The organism is Dictyobacter alpinus, from assembly GCF_003967575.1.
GTDB lineage: Bacteria > Chloroflexota > Ktedonobacteria > Ktedonobacterales > Ktedonobacteraceae > Dictyobacter > Dictyobacter alpinus.
On record NZ_BIFT01000001.1, the window covers coordinates 2,934,165 to 2,952,146 of the forward strand.

Sequence of the window (17,982 nt, forward strand, 5' to 3'; positions counted from 1 at the left end):
TAATATTAATAATTTTTAATTTTTCCAAGCTCAAAAGCTTGTACATTACAATGTTTAAACGGAAGTGCTACAATGTCAAACAATATATTGCTTTTTTATAATCCAGCATGTATATTAATGACAATCACGAATAGTGATTAATAAGATATAATTACATTTGATGGCTGGAAGGATAAGTCAGAAGATGGTGGTCAACAATGTTGTACATGTCAATGAATGTGGTCTTCCACTAAACGCGATAGAATGGCTGGTAAAACATCACCAGAGTAAACTTAAAGAACGCGGACAAATGATTCGCGACTTGCGTTTAGAAAGAGGAAGTTTTGTTGTAGATGCGGGGTGTGGACCTGGTTTGTGGACTCCATTCCTGGCGGATGCTATTGGGCTGGAGGGGAGCATACTTGGGATTGACATTTCCACGGAAGCACTTATCTCAGCCCAAAGGATAAGCAACAATACCTGGTATCGGCACCTGGTCCAATATAAACGTGCCATGCTAGAGCAATTACCCATAGAGCATGGGTCAGCTGACCTGATTTTCAGCGCCAATGTCAGCCAATACCTACCTGAACCTGCTGTGACCTTTGCGGCGATGGGTCCTTATCTCAAGCGTGGAGGACAGCTGGTCATTAAAGATATCGATTTTGGCACTATGAAATTTCACGGCATTGATCCCATGTTGCAGGCACGGGTTTTACAGGCACGTGAGCGCTGGGAGATGGAGCGTGTGGCCAATGGTTATGCCCATGAAGATAGCTGGGTTGGCTCAAAATTAGCAGGCTACCTCCGTGATGCAGGTTTCAAAGATGTTGAAGAGAGAGCCTACAAAATTGTCAGGGAGGCACCACTGCCAGCTGATTTCCGTTTTTATCTGGAAGGGATAGCTGAATGGTTCGTCTGTGAAGGAGCCCCTTATCTCTCTCATAATGATCGAACACATTGGTTACAATGTTTTACAGATAAGACAAACAATGCCCTGGACCATGAAAATTTCAGAAGTGAAGAAACTGAGTTTGTCGTTTCAGGTGTGTGGGATAGTAGTACAAAACCATGTTTTTACGCAGATATGCATGTAGAATCCCCCCATGGAGAGCCAATTTTATTAACAAATGATGCCCTATAAGTTTGATCTGAAAAAGTACAAAAAAGCGATCCTGTTATGACTGGCAGGATCGCTTTTTTATTGAGATAGTGGTAGTAAGAAAAAAAAGCACCTGTTTCCAGGTGCCTTCTGTGGGTTGAGCACATAAATTAATCGAGAGGTGAGTATTGATAGTTATTGTGCTGCATACTTTGAGCTTGATATTTAAGCGCACCAATAGATAATTCCCAGTATCTCAAGCATGAGTTTGGTATGCATCGCTGATGCAGTTGTGAAACTCTGTTAAGAATGAATTGTATTTAAACGATCGGCGATCATAGCGATGGCTACATCACCAACAATTGATTGTAATTCCGTATGTAGCTGCCCCATGTTTTCCATGCGAGCCGTAATAAAATCATGTTGTGACATACCATAAGATAGACCCACGAGGCCTCGTTGTGCAGCTTCATATTCGGAACTGATCTGCGATAATAAACGGGCAACTTCACTGCGTTGTTCGTGTGCTCCAAGCATGGTATCCCATTCCTTCCTGACCCTGAACCCTTGGGCGACTGGTTTTTTGATATTCTGCTACATACAACAGACTCACGCGCGATGTAAATACATTGTACATCGTTTGTAAGAACAACATTAACAATGCACATTCATAGTATGCACGACGATGTACGTCCTTGTCTAGTGTTAAGATGCCGAGTAATGCATAAAATATGGATATCTTCACGCAATCTTTATAAGCTAAATATATATGTTTGTATGAATGATATATGCTATAAAGACCGACAAGCTTATTACATCTTGACTAACAATCCAACATATAAATTTCTCGTTGTGAATCCGAATGTAGAATAATGTTAAATAGTGCTTAGTACTTTTAGCATATGGCTATGGGATTCTGGCTGCCATTACCTTAATGATAATCTTATGTTTAAAATGGTGTATTTTAATATTTTCTTTATACGCTATATAAGTATATAGACTGCTATTATGCAAATGCTTAAAAAAATTTGGTAGTAATTTTTATTTTTCTATGATATCCCGCGCCTTCGGCGCGCAAAAAGGAATCTTGTATGCTGCCAAAATCGCGCACAGCGCGATTTTGGCAGCATACAAGATAAGAAAAAAGCCTGGAGGGATAGCGCACTTTTGGCAGAACCACTTAAGATAACGCCATGTGCAAGTTTTCCACATACCCACTCTTTTGAGGAGGGAAATGGCGAGGTGGTCGCGACCACCTCGCCATTTCCCTCCTCAAAAGAAGCGAGAGCCATAGGCGCGAGGTGTGAGGGATAAAGCTTGCACATGGCGTTCAAATAAATAATTGTTTGAAATTTAATGTGGCTGTCGGCATTTTTGTATTTTATATCGATGCACTTCACTTTTAACAGAATTTATGGTATACTCTGGTTTAACGTCTACAAAGCAAGAGCTTCGGAGCTCGTTAACGCAATGTATTGACGTTAAGAGGCCACATTGGCTCCCAGCTGAATATGATATCAGTTGCAATGTTGGCATCAAGCGAAAGCTTCTCTACAAAATGTGAGGGGTAGCAGGAATGGACCTGCTACGGAAGCGAAAAGGAGTAGTCCTTCATGGCACAAGTGCGTTTTAATCACGTATACAAAACTTTCAACAAAGTTGAAGTTGTGCACGACATTAGTCTTGATATCGAAGACAAAGAATTTCTCGTATTGGTCGGACCTTCTGGTTGTGGTAAAAGTACCTGCCTGCGTATGATCGCTGGCCTGGAAGAGCCCACAGACGGAGAAATTTACATCGGCGACCGTATCGTCAATGGTGTTGACCCTAAAGACCGCGATATCGCAATGGTCTTCCAGAACTACGCGTTGTATCCCCATATGACCGTATTCGATAACATGGCCTTCGGTTTGAAGTTGCGCCATTTCCCCAAAGATCAGATCAAAAAGCGTGTAGAAGATGCCGCTGAGATCCTTGGTCTGCAGCAGCTGCTCAAACGTAAACCAAAAGAACTTTCCGGTGGTCAACGTCAGCGTGTTGCTCTGGGTCGTGCAATCGTCCGTGAAGCACAGGTCTTCCTGATGGACGAGCCCCTTTCTAACCTGGATGCGAAATTGCGTGTTGCTACCCGTGCTGAGATCATCAAACTGCACCAGCGTATCCAGACAACCTTTATCTATGTAACCCACGACCAGGTTGAGGCCATGACGATGGGTGATCGCATTGCAGTTCTTAATGGTGGTGTTATCCAGCAGCTGGGTTCTCCACAAGAGCTCTATGATCATCCTGCGAATATGTTTGTCGCTGGCTTCATTGGTTCACCTGCCATGAACTTCATTCCTGAGGCTAAAGTCAACACTGAAGGCAGCAATACCGCTGTTGTTCTCGAAGGCATTGGCCGTGTGACTATTCCTGCTATCTACACTGAGCGTGCCCGTGCTGCTGCTGGTCGTAACCTCACCTTTGGTATTCGCCCGGTTCACCTGGAAGATGCCGCTCTGGTAGGTGGGGAGAATGGTGAAGTGCAGTCATCCCTTGACGCTTCTGTTGATGTGGTAGAAAATCTTGGTAACGAGCTCCAGGTTTATCTGACAACTGGTGGCAAAAATATCGTTGCTACTCTTGATCCACGTGCTCGTGTCGTAGCTGGTAACAAGATCCGCCTGTACGTTGATAGCGATCAGATTCATCTGTTTGACTCCGATACCGGTGAATCCATTTTCTAAGAAACATTTGTCTCTATGGGGTGAGGAGTAACACCACTGAGATGTTTCGGATGCATCAGTGCCATTAATTTAATAATTGGCACTGGTGCTTTTTTTATGGGTTGAGATAGAGGGTATGTGATTACCATCCTTGATGGGATTATGTGGTGCTCCCGCACTCGTCCCCTGAAGGGGACTTGCCTATTTTATTATCTATGACAAAAAATGTGTTACACACATTTTTTGTCATAGATAATAAAATAGGGGATGATTTTTGGTGTGCGCGAATAAAATAGGGGATGATTTTTGGTGTGCGCGAATAAAATAGGGGATGATTTTTGGTGTGGATGAATAAAATAGGGGGGATGATTTTTGTTCTGAATTGTATGGTTTGCAGGATAGTGAAAGTACCCACACTCCCATGGGGGTGTGGGTACTGATGGGGTTAGTTACGGAGTGGTTTGCCGGCCTGCAGGATCGATTGCATGCGATCCTGGGTCTTCTCCATGCCGCAGAGACTCAGGAAGGCTTCACGCTCCAGGTCGAGGACGTATTGCTCTGTGACTGGTGTCACGGGTGAGCAATCGCCTCCTGTGAGCACACGCGCCAGGTGGCTGGCGATGATGGAATCGTGTTCACTGATCTTTCCAGTCAGGAGCATGCCCTCAACCTGTTGTTCAAGTACCAGGCGTGCACCGGCACCGGGTAGTAGGAGCATTTGCGGCTGCACTGGCTGCCAGGTGCCAGTTTCTTTGGCTTCAGCCAACTTGATGGCGTCAGCTTTAGCATCCCGTAACAGGATCTCACGGTTGACCGTGATCTTGTCCGTTTTGCGTAAGAAGCGGAGTTCCTGGGCCTCTGTAGCACTGGTAGAGACGGTCGCGACAGCAATCGTCTCAAAGGCACGGCGCGCGGGTGTGAATGGTCCATTGGACTTAGCCGATTTCTGGCTTTCCACGCTGGCTCCCTGACGAAGCAGGTATTCTTTACAGCCGCCGCCGGCGGGGATTAGTCCAACGCCTACTTCAACTAAGCCAATATAGGACTCTGCCAGGGCGCGTGTATGATGGGTGTGTAAGATCATCTCACAACCCCCACCCAGCGCACGGCCTGTTGGTGCTGATACAATGGGCAAAGGACTAAACTTCAAGAGCTGATGCACCTGCTGTAGTCCTGAGATCGCGGCCTCCAGCATATCCCAGGCTCCTTGACGCGCACCCATCAGGACCAGGAAGAGATTGGCGCCAGCAGAGAAATCTGGAGCTTCATTGCCGATGACCAGGGCTCGGAACTGCTTTGAGCCCTCCTCGACCGCATAGCGCATCATCTCAACGATGCCCTCATCGATCGAGTTCATCTTGGTATGGAATTCCAGACAGGCAACGCCATCTCCCAGATCAATCAGGGAGGCCGAGCCATTGTCCCGTACCACTGCTGACTTGCCGGTAGCTGATTTCAACGCATCGAGAGAAATGACGCCACGGGCACCGGGTACTGGCTGATAGCTATTGGTATGGAAATCAAAGTACTGCTTCTCGCCGGCGGTTGTACGATAGAAGGTTCCCTCTCCCTGTGCGCGGACACGCTGTACCAGTTCAGGCAGATCACGTCGCGCAAAGACTTTGTCCAGCAGAGCAGGGTCCTTGAGTAAGACATCCCATAGCTCAAAGCTGCCCAGATCAAAGTTAAAGCCCCAGCGCATGGCATTATCGACATCCACGATCGTTTCAGCAATCTCTGGAGCTCGATTAGCCGCGTAGATCAAGGCATCAGCCGTTGTCTCACGGGCCAGATGGCTGGCCCGATCGTCGCCATTGAGCACCGTACTGATCTTCTGTTCAGGCGTCTCCAGGTTACGGGCCTTGCCGATGGAATCAAAGCGATGTTTGGGCTGAGGATCATAGTCCAGCGTCTTGAAATTCAGCTCAAGGATTGTTGAAGCACCATCAGCACCTTTCGTACGCTTATAGAAGCCCTGGCTACTCTTCTCACCCAGCCAGCCACGGTCGATGACCTGTTGCACCACCTCGGGAATCTTGAACGTCTCACGCTGCTCATCCTCTGGTGCATTCTGATACAGATTATTGGCCACATGCATCAGCGTATCAAGTCCTGAGAGGTCCGCCGTGCGGAAGACCGCCGATTTAGGGCGGCCCATGTTGGTTCCCAGAATCGTATCGACCTCGCTGATCGTGTAGCCTTCGGCCAGTGCATGATGGATGGTGGAGAGGAAGCCATAGACACCAATGCGGTTCGCAATGAAGTTAGGCGTATCCTTACAGATCACGATACCTTTGCCCAGGACCTCCGTGCCAAACTGGCGCATAAATGGCAGCAGTTCGGGATCCGTATCGGCGGTTGGCACCAGTTCCAGCAGGCGCATATAACGGACAGGATTAAAGAAGTGCGTGATCATGAAGTGACGGCGAAAATTTTCTGAGCGTCCCTCGACCAGTAGATGGGCTGGCAGACCCGAGGTGTTCGATGTGATAATCGCATCGGGTCGGGCCACCTGTTCGATCTTGTTGTAGAGCGACTGCTTGATATCCGCCCGCTCGATTACCGCCTCGATGATCCAATCTACCTCAGCCAGCTTCTCCAGATCATCCTCGATATTGCCGATGGAGACCAGTTGCGCGCCGCGTTTGCTATAAAACGAGGCGGGCTTACTCTTCAATGTTTTTTGTAGGCCCGTGCGTGCAATGATATCGCGATCTTTAGCATCGGCCGGCACGATATCAAGCAGCAGGCTAGGAATGCCAACATTGGCCAGATGGGCGGCAATAGCCGCGCCCATCACACCAGCGCCAATGACAGCAGCCTTACGTATAGCATATGGCATAACTACGACATCCTCTCAATCAAGGTAGCCAGACCCTGGCCACCACCGACACACAGCGTGGCGATTCCCAAAGTCTTATCCTTTGTCTGTAAATCGTTGAGCAGGGTCGCGATCAAGCGGGCACCGCTACTGCCCAGAGGATGTCCCAGGGCGATCGCGCCACCATGTGGATTCAGTTTGTCCTCATCGATGCCGAGGGTACGGGCCACCGCCAGACTCTGGGCGGCAAAGGCCTCATTTAACTCGATAATATCGATATCGCCAAGCTCAAGATGGGCACGTGAAAGTAGTTTGCGCACCGCTGGAATAGGTCCAATGCCCATTACATCAGGACGGACACCGGCCACAGCCATGGTGCGGATACGGGCCAGGGGTGTAATGCCCAGAGCACGGGCACGTTCCTCCGACATCAGCACAACAGCAGATGCGCCGTCATTTAAGGGACTGGAGTTACCAGCGGTGACACTACCACCCTTGATAAAGACTGGCTCCAGGCTCGCCAGGCGCTCCAATGAAGTATCGCGCCGTGGTCCCTCATCGATCTCAAGCGTCTGACCATTGGGTAGCGGCACCGGCACAATCTCGCGGCGGAAAATGCCCTGATCCGTGGCCGCGATAGCACGCTGATGGCTGCGTAAAGCAAACGCATCCTGATCCTGGCGGCTAATGCCATATTCACGCGCCACATTCTCAGCGGTCATACCCATGGGGATATAACTGGAATAGCCATATTCCAGCTCGCAGGGAGGATAGACTGAATTGGCGACCTTCTCGTTATCTTTTTCCTGTAAAGACTTGATCAAGCGAGGATTATAACTAGGATTAAATCCACCCATCGGGACACGCGACATACTCTCAACGCCGCCGGCAATCACTACCTCACCCAGTCCTAGCATGATATTCTGGGCCGCCATATTCACGGCCTGTAAGCTTGAAGCACAAAAACGATTCACCGTAACGCCGCCCGCGGTCTCAGGCAGTCCGGCCAGCGCGCCAACCAGGCGGGCCAGATTCATACCCTGCTCACCCTCAGGAAAAGCACAACCCAGGATCACATCCTCAATTAACGATCGATCTAACTGTGGTACCCGCTCGACCGCAGCTCTTACCGCGACCGCGGCCAGGTCATCGGCACGCACATCTTTTAACACACCTTTATGTGCACGTCCGATCGGTGTACGTACGGCACTGACAATAACGGCTTCAGCCATGACTATTTGCTCCTTCGCATAAGAAACATACAGTGCAGAAGAGCCAATCCCTTCTCTCTATGCTGTATGAAAATATTTTCATTATTCAGGGTAAAATACACACGCAGTAGCAATCCGGATCAGTAAACTAAGCGTTACCCATCCAGGATCGCTAGTGAGACTTTTTTATTTTTAATTAAAGTAGGCCCACGGATAGCGGTTCAGGTTCAGCGATAATGCCGGTCGTATAGCCGGTCAAAACAACTTTTCCTTGCTGATTACGGCAAAAGACCGTTGCACACATCTTCGTGCGTTTCTCCTGCTGCTCAAGCTGGGTGATCGTGACCTCGCAGCGCACGGTATCGCCCACAAAGACCGGTCGAACAAACTCAAACGACATATCGTGTGCAATAAAATTGAGATCGCCACCAATTTTAGTTGGCAGGGTAGCAGTCAATAAGCCATGAACCATCACACGTCCCTGTTGATCCGGGAGAATATGATGAGCTCCCATATCGCGGGACACTAGTCCGAAGAGGCGTACATCATCATCAGTAAATGTCCGTTCCCAATTTTGTGTATCACCAACTTGCATCGTTCTTCTCCTCATCAACGTATGGCTAAGTCGGGTAAGCCTTTACGAGCCAGTCGTGGGCTGGTTGCCGCAAAGGCTTACGACCAAACGAGAAAGAAAGCTAGAAAGACAAATCCTACAAGCCTGAGCTTTCAATGCTCCGGGAGGTCAGAGCAAGCAAGAACGGATTACAATGGGTAACCCTGTTTCTCAACAACCAGTGCGGCAAGCTCACGTTGCACCTGAACGCCATTGAGCATATAGTCGCCCACGTAGGTACGTACACGGCCAAGTACCTTTTCCGCCCGCTTCTCATCCACATAAGTCTGGATCAATTGATCCAGGTTACCGCGGATACGTGTCAGGGCCGACCAGGTTGCCAGTTGGGCCAGTTTGATATGGGTTGCGCTATTCTCATCACCCTGAGTCGTTACCTTGATCGCCCGTGCCAGAGCGCTATCAGAGGCATAGAGATCGATCATCAGGTTGGCCAGATACTCGATAAATTCCTGCTCCTCGGCCAGTGCCTGAGGATTTTGCATATACTTGAGGGCAATCTGCATGGTCGCGTAGATCGTGGCATCTTTCGCGCGCTCAAGTGTATTCACCGCGTCACGTAGTTCAGCGGGAACCTCTTCGGCCACACCAGCGGGGAGTTGCTCGGCCTTCATGCGGGCCTCAACCTCGCCATAGCGGGTCATGAGATCGACCTTTCCGGCCAGGGCACGGCGGAACAGTGTTGTGACCGCGACTATACGGTTAATCTCGTTGGTACCCTCAAAGATACGCTGGATACGTGCATCCCGATAAGCCTTCTCGATAGGATACTCATGCATGAAGCCGTAGCCACCAAAGATCTGCACGCCTTCATCCACCACCATGGCCAGCACTTCACTACCATGTACCTTGGCGATCGAGGCCTCAATGGCATATTCTTCAATCGACTTAAAGACCGTCTCAGTATCCGCGCCCGCACTCTTCTGTGCCTGCGCGATATTGCTGGCCGTGCGGAACACTTCGCTTTCAGCGGCATATGTCTCGGCAGCCATACGAGCCAGTTTCTTTTTGATCATGCCAAATTCGTGCAAGAACTTGCCAAAAGCTTTACGCTCAGCTGTATAGGTTGCAGCCAGTTTCAGCGCTGAACGGGAGCCACCAACGCTACCGGCGCCCAGTTTCAAGCGACCAATATTCAGAATATTGAAAGCGATTTTATAGCCTTTGTGGATCTCGCCGAGGAGATTTTTGACCGGCACCTTCACATCTTCCAGGATAACCTGACGGGTCGACGAGCCTTTAATGCCCATCTTATTTTCTTCAGGACCCGTCGAGACACCTTCCCAGGTGGCCTCAACAATAAAGGCCGAAGGGCGCTCATCCCCAATGCGTGCAAAGACCACAAAGAGATCAGCGAAGCCTGCATTCGAGATCCACTGTTTGGTACCATTGAGAATATAATGTTCGCCATCCTCTGAAAGTGCCGCCCGCGTCGTTAAGCCCATCGCGTCGGAACCAACCCCTGGCTCGGTCAGTGCATAAGCGGAGATCCATTCGCCGGAAGCAAGTTTTGGTAGATAAAACTCTTTCTGCTCCTCGGTACCATAATAGACAATCGGCAGCGTACCAATCGTGGTATGGGCGCCAAAGGCCACGCTAAACGAAGCTTCATTTAACTGGGACGCCACCAGAGCGCTGGTCAGCAAACCCAGTTCCGCGCCACCATATTGTTCAGGAATATCGACCATCAGCAGACCCTGTTCACCGGCCTGCTTCACCAGTCCTGGCATCACACCAGGCTCCTGGCGATCGATTGCCTCTACTTTTGGTTGTACCTCGCGCGTCACAAACGTATGCGCCGACTCTTCAATCCAGCGCTGCTCATCATCGCGCTCCTCCAGTGTAAATATCCTGGATGCCGAATCAGCGACCGAATTGGTCAGGAAAGCTGTGCCGGACTCAGTAGGCTTGATTGATGTGGACATGATCACTTTTCTCCTTTGAATTATACGCATGCCATAGAAGCAATTATAAACTATAGTGCGCTATAAAAGTTTGCGTAACTCTCTACGTAAGACTTTACCCACCAGCGTTTTGGGCAAATCAGGGCGGAAGACCAGGCGTTTGGGAACCTTATAAGCGGCCAGGCGTTGTTTACAGAAGGCCACGATGTCCTTTTCCAGCGTTTCCGAGGGCTGGTTGCCATCCTTCAACACAATAAAGGCCACCACGGTCTCGCCACGATAGGTATCAGGAACGCCGGCCACCGCTACCTCAGCGATGGCAGGATGATGATAGAGAACTTCTTCGATCTCGCGAGGATACACATTAAAACCACTGGCAATAATCATATCCTTGGCGCGCTCTACAATATAAAAATAGCCATCCGTATCCATCTTGCCGATATCGCCAGTACGCATCCAGCCATTGATAAAGATATTCTGTGTCTCCTCGTCACGCTTCCAGTAGCCCTGCATAATGTTTGGACCCTTAACCACTACCTCTCCCACCTCGCCGATGGGAAGTAGTTCACCGGTTGTGCCATCAATAATCGCCGACTCAACCTCGGGTAAAGGCAGGCCAATACTGCCATTGCGTGATTTCTCAGAGAGAGGATTACAGTGTGTGACGGGTGAAGCCTCGCTCAGGCCATAGCCCTCGACCAGCTTGCCTTTGGTAATCGTCTCAAAGTCCGACTGCACCTTAGCGGGCAGTGGGGACGCACCGCTAATACAATACTTGACCGATTCCAGATATTCAGGATGCTTACTTGCCTCTCTCATAATGGCAACATACATAGTGGGAATGCCTGGAAACATCGTTGGATGATAGCGATGAATGGCATCCAGAACATCTTTCGCTTTAAATTGTGGCAAGAGAATCATCGTTGAAGCCGCCAGAATGGATAAATTCATTCCGACGCTCAAGCCATACGCATGGAAGAAAGGTGCGACGCATAATGCTATCTCTTTGCCATCCTGTGCTTTTGGCACCCAATAGCGTGTCTGCATCGCATTTGCCAGGAGATTGCGATGGGTGAGCATCGCACCTTTTGACAGGCCAGTTGTGCCACCGGTATATTGCAGCACCGCCAGATCGTCGCTGGCAATAGGAACGGGCAGGTTAAACAACTCAATGCCTACCCTGGCACGTGACTTGAGAATAGGCTGCATAGCATGCAGAATTGCATCTTCCTCCAACTCCTTTTTCGTCAACGCAGGCTGCGGTAATTTAGAGCGTTTTTGACTCAAAGGATAAAGCATCTGCAGAACCGGTGGAAGAAAATCTGCTGGATTCGTCACAATGACATGTTCCAATGCCGTCTGGTTGCGAATATTGCGTATAATAGGATAATACATATCCAATACAACCAGAACCTTCGCACCTGAATCCGCCAGTTGATGTTGCATCTCGCGTTCAGTATACAAAGGATTTGTCGGCACCACGACCGCGCCAGCCCTTAGCGCGCCGTAGAAAGCGATGGGAAATTGAGGAATATTGGGGAGAGCGATAGCGACACGGTCCCCTTTTTGCACTCCTAAGCGTTGTAGCTCAATCGCAAAGCGGTTCGCCTGGTGCGAAAACTGAGCATAGGTAACCTTCGTGCCATAATATACAAAAGCGGCCTGATTGGGATACCGTTTAGCAGCCGTATCCAATAGGGATGTGAGTGGTCGCTCAGGTATAGTAAGGTGTGCAGGAACACCATGATCATAATGTTGGAACCAGGGATAAGAAGACGCTTCAAACGCTTGTTCGTTGGAGTGCTGTTCTGCCTGTGTGTTGGGTATTAACGACGGGTCAGACATTCGGTAATAGCTCCTCTCCATAGGGGCATCCGCTATTGGATACCTGGGCGACAACTCTGTCGCTACCTACAAGCAACAACCCACTATTTACAATTATATGTTGCTCAAGAGAAGATGAACATGTTGCCAGCTAACAATTTTTGCGTCATAATGAGCAGGTAGCTAACGGAACGTCAGCGTTGAGGATAAGGGATGATTGACAACTCACAACAACATTCAACATTTGCCAGACTGGTCACTCAATATCGTCAGAGGCGAGGCATTTCGCAAGGACAACTCGCCCAGGCCACAAAATTATCGCGCACCTATGTCTACCACTTAGAAACGGGGCAGCGTGCGAATCCTTCGCCTCCGGTTGTGCAGAATATCGCGCGTGTACTGGAGCTCTCGACCGAGGACCGCATTCAATTTTTTGAAGCCTATCGCCTACAAACCGGCCAATTTGTGGATGCCGATCAATTAGAGAGCACACTATTAGATCTAGGAGAACTGGCCCGCTTACTGGTCAATAACACCTCGTATCCAGCCCATTCATTGGACCATCTGTGGTTCTTACATTCCTGGAACGATGCGGCGATCCAATTATTTGAGACGCAAGCCATGATGAACCGCAACCAGCATATCCACCTGTTGAGCCTGGTCTTTGATCCAGAGATGCGTAAGCGCTTTCATGGCTGGGAGAACCTTGCGCGCCGACTGGTGGCTGATTTTATGTATAACACGCGCACATCCACGCATCTGGCCGAATACAAAGCTTTGGTCAAGGTGCTACGGGACTATCCAGAATATCGGCGTATTGCCTCTTCCGTCTACACGCGCAGCAAGCCCGCTCCCTCATTTGTCTTTCAGATCCAGCATAGCGAACTGGGACGGATCACCCTGCGGACTGCCACGACCGTCTTCACCAACCTCTCAAGTTACTCGATGGTCAGCTATGTACCGGGAGATCAGCAGACGCTGGATATTTATCGCACCCATGGCTGGCAGCCTGATTAGTCCTACTCTGCTGGAGTAGGACCCAGCCGTTTCTCGATGCGCGTAATGGCGTTTTCAGTCACTTCCAGGCCGGCTTTAAGGACCGCTTCTTTATATTCACGGACCAGCAACTGATACTCCAGCAGATGGGGGCGGCGAGCCGTGCGGGAGCCATACTCACGGCGAGCCCATTCCATATGGGCCAGTTGTGTGAGCAAGCTTTCGCGGTGATCGCGCAGGTGTACCAGCGCCACGTCATCCGTTGTCTCGCCACAAAAGAAAAGCTTGGCCAGAAACTCATCCTTTGTAAAGCGTTCGGGTACACCCTCCTGCAACCAGTGCGACAACTCCTCCTGACCAGTCTCGGTCAGACGGTAGACCTTACGGTTCGGTCGACTGGTCTGCACAATCACCTCAGCGTCGATCAAGCCCGCCTGATGCAAATTCTTGAGGGTTGTATAGATCTGGCTATTGCCCGCATTCCAATAACTGGCAATGGCCCGTTCAAATGTCTGTTTAATATCATAGCCGCTCATTGGGCGAGCCCAGAGCAGGCCAAGCATAATATAGCGTAACGTGTTACGGGAAAGGCTCTCCCCGTTTTCATTACCTTCAATAAAGCTCTCTAGTTGTTCACGCATGGACTACTTCTCTCATCTGGTTCACCTTGAAATCGTTGGTGGCTATTATAACACTATCTTTGTATGGATGCATCTAGCCTGAGCCTTGATCTAGAATTAATAGTCATGTTGTATTGTATATATGGTTGGCGCCGTCAGTACGTATATGATAGAGAGAATTAAATACAGAGGGGATGTAGCCATTATGCCCGAAGCTGAAAAGAATGTTATAGTCGGTATTTTCGAGGACCGCCGAGCGGTAGTTGGTACCATGGATGCCTTGATTAAGGCCGGCTTTGATGAAAATCAACTGGGCTTTATTGCCCGTACACCTGATGAACACGCGGAACAGGCCAGGCAACATGTACAGCATGGACACGGACCAAAAGCAGTTGCCCGTGGTATCATCGGAGGCCTGATCGGGGCCGCCGATATCCTATTAGTGCCTTTCATTGGTCCTGCCGATGCCTCAAACGTCTTCGCAACCGTCATGCCAATCACTGAAGAAGCATTGGATCACCTGCCCTATCCTGGTTCCAAAGAAGATAATCAGCCCGTCAAACGGCCAGACGATGCCTTACGAACAGATGGGACCGTAGCAGGGGAGAGCGTGGCCGAACCGTTGCCCGCAACCTCAACCTCAACCGAAGTGCCTGAAAGTGCTGAAAGTGCTGAGAGTGAGCGTGAACATCAGCAAGATGAGCGCGCCAGCATTATTACAGGTGGAGTTGTGGGTGGAGCACTGGGAGCAGCCGCAGCCGCATTATTTCTACCAGGTATTGGACCAATAGTCGCCGGAGGTATTGTTGCCGCTGCGCTAGGCGGAGGCGCAGTCGGGAGTGTCGCAGGTAGTTTTCTTGGTACCCTGACCGAGATGGGGATTCCACACGAACATGCCCGCCAATACGCCGAAGACATCAAATCTGGTCACACCATTATCACCATTCAGGATAATGCCCGTCGTGAAGAAGCCATCAAGATCCTTCGTGAGCACGGAGCCCTGGACGTACATGTTCACTAGACGTTAATTCCATACGAAAAACTTTGTGTATAGACAGAAGCGGGTGAATCGTCCTGACGACTCACCCGCTTCTGTCTATACACACTGGAAAGCGTCAAAGTATATTACCCTGACGAGCCTGGCGGATACGTGGTTGACGGCGCATGAAAAAGTAAATGATTGAACCCACCACATGCGTTACCGCGATCACCACCACCCAGATCACCTTATCATTGCTATTCGCCGGTTCATTCCTCAAACAATCCACCAGCATCCAGATCCAAAAAACGGTACTCAGTATACCCACAATTCCAAAAATGCAATAAAAGCCAAAGAATATCAAACCAAAAATTGGAGCGCCACCATTCACTGTAGTCATATCCATCAAATCCTTTTTTTATAGAGATCATTACAGAGATTTATGAAATCTTTCTCACATAATAATGGACGTCATAAAGCAGAAAGTATCAAAATTAATCTCCCCCACAAGTCCCATTTATTTGCCCGTTGTGATACAAGATGATATGATTGCAGCGAAAGTCGCTTCCCAGATGTGGGGGCCCTTTTTGTTGTGATGGTAAGGTGTCGGGGTTTCAAATGCATAACTAACAGAGGTCAGTACTTCGTATGTTGACAGTGTGCGCATTCCTTTCAGTACGCTCTCTGAAGAGATATTCATATCAATACTCAGTCAAACTGGGAGGAAACTAACCATGAGCACTTTGCAATTTTCTTCACTCGTTTCCTCACTTGGCTATAGCAGCCTGGCCTGTTGTATCGTGTCCATCGCGGTGAGCGCATGGATAAAGACAGTGCGTCAACGCGGCAAAAACTCACATATGTTGGTCGCGATCCTGGCCTGTATTGTGGCCTTGCTCTTGCTCGTGCCGGTCTTCCTCTGGTATCGCCTGCGTGTCCTTGATCCGAAGGCTCAGGTACCGGGGTTGGAGAGCTGGGGTGTCCTGACCTATATTTTTCTGTGTGGCTGTTTGTTACCTCTAAGCGCAGCCATCATGCATTGGCTTGTAGCCTCCACGTCCAGTAAGTCGCAGATTCCAACTGAGCCGCAGAGTGGTCAGCCTATCACAGATCAGCAGCCGGTTACGACACTTCAGCCACCACGCTATCAGCCGGGCAGTCTGGCACCATATGTCTTTCGCGAAGATACCCCGTGGGGGTGGTTGGAATACAAGAATGGCAATTTCCAGGGGCAGCGCCTGGCCTTGAAGCGTGCAATCGCCACCATTGGTCGGGACGAGGATTGTGATATCTGGTTGGATGATGAGCAGGCCTCCCGCCATCATGCGGAACTGGCCTGGCACAATGCCCAGATCTGCCTCACCGATTGCGGTAGCCTCAATGGAGTCCAGTTGAACGGGGAGCGTGTACAGGGGACGGTCCTGATCTCCTCCAACGATATCATCGAGATTGGGGATCAGCGCTTCAGCTTTATCCTCGCGGAACAGAAAGAAATCCTCGCCGACCAGTATGATCCACTGGTCAATCACACCTGGCGCTCAAGCGCTGACCTGCAAGCAGATCCCGATACCAGTGGTCCGCTACCGGCTGCCATGCAGTTGGATAAAGGCAAGCCAGTTGAGGCAGATGCCGATGACTTATTTCCACAGGGTACCATGCATCCGGACGCCGATTATCTTGTAATTAATAGCGGCGAACGTGCGGGTGAGCGCATCACCCTGGAAGGTCCAATTAATACGATTGGTCGTGGAGTTGAATGCACCATCATGCTGAATGACCTTTCTGTTGCCCCACTGCACGCCCGTATCATCAAGCATGCCGGACATGTATATCTACAGGATATGGCCGATCACAACACAACATTTATCAATGACCAACTGATTACCGCTCCTGGTCCAATCAAACCTGGAGACATCATCCGTGTAGGTGATATTCGCCTGGGATACGGCAAGGTGTCACGTTTAAGTAATACCACCATGCCGCCGATTCCGGTTACAAAATCCATGAGTGGACCGGTCCCCTTGCGACTACCCAGCCGCAGCAAGCCACACTAAACGACCAGGCACAAGCCCGAGGTTGGACGCGCTTCGGTCTTGAGCGGCATAGCAGACGTGAACAGGTCGCAGGGGCAAGCCCTGCCGTTACGATGGCATGGCTCACCATTCGACGTCGACATTTGTGAGGGGATGGAGAGCCAGGATCGGGCGTCCATGGCCTGGATAAAGATAATGGACCTGCAGGCTACGCAGTACGCGCAAGGTCTCCCCTAGTTGTTGGCGATTCGTGCTTCCCCGTAAGAGGGGAGCCCCACCCTGAATTGTAATCACCGTATCTCCACACAAAAGTTCTTGCGTAAAAGGATTATAGAGACAGAGACTTTCAGGTGTATGGCCTGGACTGGCAATGACGCGCCAATCGGGATGGCCCGGGAGTCCCACCACATCCTCAAGCCAGATATCAACCTGTTTATATTGACGCTCATAGACAGGTGGAAATAGATCGAAATATTGTAAGGGGCCTGTGAGCAGATGTTCAGCCAGATGCGCCATTGAAGATGAATTGTGTCGTGTACCCTCTAGCAGATGATGTACCACTGCGGACGCAGCCACAGGTGCAGCACAAATCTTACGGAGTGCCTCAACTCCTGAGGTATGATCAGGATGGAGATGGGTCAGGACAATCAAATCAATCTGATCCAGTGTTCGATGCAAAAAATGGTCGAGATAAGATTGTAGTTGGCGGACATTTAGTTCTGTGCCAGGATCAACAACAATCATGCGCTCATCATTGATGAGATACGTATTCGCCATAGAAAAACGATCAGTAATCGTATGTACCTGGCGAAAATGAAGGAGCCGCTCATCATCTTGTGACTGATATATATAGTCAGAACCCAAGGTGTCCCTCCAGCAATCACAATAGAAATATAAGTATATCCTAGCATTAGGGTCAAGGATATACTGCATTTTGGCAATCAATATGTTACAATGAGAGTAGTGGTTAGGGAAAAATCCCATTTGGTATGTAAAGTCTAGCCCCGGCTTCGTTCCGTCCTCCGGTCGCATAGCAGTCACAGCCTGATAACCACCAGGAGAGGTATATCATTTTTCAACCTATCAGTAAAGATGAGCGCTCCTCTTTTCGATCACCACTGTAATAAGAGTCGTATAAGTAAGATGGAACATCTGTAATTTAAGAAGGGGAAAATCC

Annotated in this window: 14 protein-coding genes; 5 read left to right on the top strand and 9 right to left on the bottom strand. The window is 49.5% G+C overall.

The genetic code is table 11. The features are described 5' to 3' along the window. The first annotated feature begins 184 nt into the window (after positions 1-184). Positions 185-1,123 carry a methyltransferase domain-containing protein gene (locus EL633_RS11635; RefSeq protein WP_161982089.1) on the top strand — a complete coding sequence of 313 codons (939 nt, stop codon included), beginning with the start codon at positions 185-187 and terminating at the stop codon, positions 1,121-1,123. Positions 1,124-1,384: 261 nt separating this feature from the next. Here EL633_RS11635 and EL633_RS11640 read toward each other — a convergent pair whose 3' ends face one another. Next, the gene (locus EL633_RS11640) at positions 1,385-1,618 is read right to left on the bottom strand and encodes a hypothetical protein (protein ID WP_126627342.1); all 234 of its coding nucleotides are present in this window, start codon (positions 1,616-1,618) and stop codon (positions 1,385-1,387) included. A 1,076-nt stretch (positions 1,619-2,694) separates the two neighbouring features. Here EL633_RS11640 and EL633_RS11645 point away from each other — a divergent pair. Next, positions 2,695-3,807, top strand: coding sequence for an ABC transporter ATP-binding protein (locus tag EL633_RS11645; RefSeq protein ID WP_126627343.1), 1,113 nt, complete (start codon positions 2,695-2,697; stop codon positions 3,805-3,807). A gap of 424 nt (positions 3,808-4,231) precedes the next feature. Here EL633_RS11645 and EL633_RS11650 read toward each other — a convergent pair whose 3' ends face one another. From EL633_RS11650 to EL633_RS11670, 5 genes are all read right to left on the bottom strand, one after another. Continuing rightward, a complete protein-coding gene (locus tag EL633_RS11650; protein ID WP_126627344.1) occupies positions 4,232-6,628 on the bottom strand; it encodes a 3-hydroxyacyl-CoA dehydrogenase/enoyl-CoA hydratase family protein in 2,397 nt (798 codons plus the stop codon). 2 nt (positions 6,629-6,630) lie between these two features. Further along, complete coding sequence (locus tag EL633_RS11655; protein WP_126627345.1) at positions 6,631-7,839, bottom strand: thiolase family protein; 1,209 nt, start codon at positions 7,837-7,839, stop codon at positions 6,631-6,633. 175 nt (positions 7,840-8,014) lie between these two features. Beyond that, entirely contained in the window at positions 8,015-8,413 is a 399-nt protein-coding gene (locus EL633_RS11660) for an FAS1-like dehydratase domain-containing protein (protein ID WP_126627346.1), read from the bottom strand. Positions 8,414-8,580: 167 nt separating this feature from the next. Continuing rightward, a complete protein-coding gene (locus tag EL633_RS11665; RefSeq protein WP_126627347.1) occupies positions 8,581-10,374 on the bottom strand; it encodes an acyl-CoA dehydrogenase FadE in 1,794 nt (597 codons plus the stop codon). Between the two features lie 60 nt (positions 10,375-10,434). Next, positions 10,435-12,198, bottom strand: coding sequence for a long-chain-fatty-acid--CoA ligase (locus EL633_RS11670; protein WP_126627348.1), 1,764 nt, complete (start codon positions 12,196-12,198; stop codon positions 10,435-10,437). Positions 12,199-12,390: 192 nt separating this feature from the next. Here EL633_RS11670 and EL633_RS11675 point away from each other — a divergent pair, with 192 nt between their 5' ends. Further along, entirely contained in the window at positions 12,391-13,194 is an 804-nt protein-coding gene (locus tag EL633_RS11675) for an MmyB family transcriptional regulator (protein WP_126627349.1), read from the top strand. A 2-nt stretch (positions 13,195-13,196) separates the two neighbouring features. Here EL633_RS11675 and EL633_RS11680 read toward each other — a convergent pair whose 3' ends face one another. Then, complete coding sequence (locus tag EL633_RS11680; protein ID WP_126627350.1) at positions 13,197-13,814, bottom strand: PadR family transcriptional regulator; 618 nt, start codon at positions 13,812-13,814, stop codon at positions 13,197-13,199. Between the two features lie 184 nt (positions 13,815-13,998). On the opposite strand from EL633_RS11680, the gene EL633_RS11685 reads away from it, so the two are divergent. Then, positions 13,999-14,814, top strand: a complete 816-nt coding sequence (locus tag EL633_RS11685; RefSeq protein WP_126627351.1) for a hypothetical protein — start codon at positions 13,999-14,001, stop codon at positions 14,812-14,814. 94 nt (positions 14,815-14,908) lie between these two features. Here EL633_RS11685 and EL633_RS11690 read toward each other — a convergent pair whose 3' ends face one another. Beyond that, complete coding sequence (locus EL633_RS11690) at positions 14,909-15,172, bottom strand: PLDc N-terminal domain-containing protein (RefSeq protein WP_218027465.1); 264 nt, start codon at positions 15,170-15,172, stop codon at positions 14,909-14,911. A gap of 334 nt (positions 15,173-15,506) precedes the next feature. On the opposite strand from EL633_RS11690, the gene EL633_RS11695 reads away from it, so the two are divergent. Beyond that, entirely contained in the window at positions 15,507-16,826 is a 1,320-nt protein-coding gene (locus tag EL633_RS11695; RefSeq protein WP_126627353.1) for an FHA domain-containing protein, read from the top strand. A 102-nt stretch (positions 16,827-16,928) separates the two neighbouring features. On the opposite strand, the gene EL633_RS11700 is transcribed toward EL633_RS11695, so the two are convergent. Next, on the bottom strand, positions 16,929-17,669 hold the full coding sequence (locus EL633_RS11700) for an MBL fold metallo-hydrolase (RefSeq protein ID WP_161982090.1): 741 nt from the start codon (positions 17,667-17,669) through the stop codon (positions 16,929-16,931). Between the last annotated feature and the right edge of the window lie 313 nt (positions 17,670-17,982).

Excerpts from the sequence above, each read along its gene's own strand:
- EL633_RS11660 (WP_126627346.1), bottom strand. The coding sequence starts at position 8,413 with ATGCAAGTTGGTGATACACAAAATTGGGAACGGACATTTACTGATGAT.
- EL633_RS11675 (WP_126627349.1), top strand. The coding sequence starts at position 12,391 with ATGATTGACAACTCACAACAACATTCAACATTTGCCAGACTGGTCACT.
- EL633_RS11665 (WP_126627347.1), bottom strand. The coding sequence starts at position 10,374 with ATGTCCACATCAATCAAGCCTACTGAGTCCGGCACAGCTTTCCTGACC.
- EL633_RS11650 (WP_126627344.1), bottom strand. The coding sequence starts at position 6,628 with ATGCCATATGCTATACGTAAGGCTGCTGTCATTGGCGCTGGTGTGATG.
- EL633_RS11690 (WP_218027465.1), bottom strand. The coding sequence starts at position 15,172 with ATGACTACAGTGAATGGTGGCGCTCCAATTTTTGGTTTGATATTCTTT.
- EL633_RS11635 (WP_161982089.1), top strand. The coding sequence starts at position 185 with ATGGTGGTCAACAATGTTGTACATGTCAATGAATGTGGTCTTCCACTA.
- EL633_RS11645 (WP_126627343.1), top strand. The coding sequence starts at position 2,695 with ATGGCACAAGTGCGTTTTAATCACGTATACAAAACTTTCAACAAAGTT.
- EL633_RS11680 (WP_126627350.1), bottom strand. The coding sequence starts at position 13,814 with ATGCGTGAACAACTAGAGAGCTTTATTGAAGGTAATGAAAACGGGGAG.
- EL633_RS11640 (WP_126627342.1), bottom strand. The coding sequence starts at position 1,618 with ATGCTTGGAGCACACGAACAACGCAGTGAAGTTGCCCGTTTATTATCG.
- EL633_RS11685 (WP_126627351.1), top strand. The coding sequence starts at position 13,999 with ATGCCCGAAGCTGAAAAGAATGTTATAGTCGGTATTTTCGAGGACCGC.
- EL633_RS11670 (WP_126627348.1), bottom strand. The coding sequence starts at position 12,198 with ATGTCTGACCCGTCGTTAATACCCAACACACAGGCAGAACAGCACTCC.
- EL633_RS11655 (WP_126627345.1), bottom strand. The coding sequence starts at position 7,839 with ATGGCTGAAGCCGTTATTGTCAGTGCCGTACGTACACCGATCGGACGT.
- EL633_RS11695 (WP_126627353.1), top strand. The coding sequence starts at position 15,507 with ATGAGCACTTTGCAATTTTCTTCACTCGTTTCCTCACTTGGCTATAGC.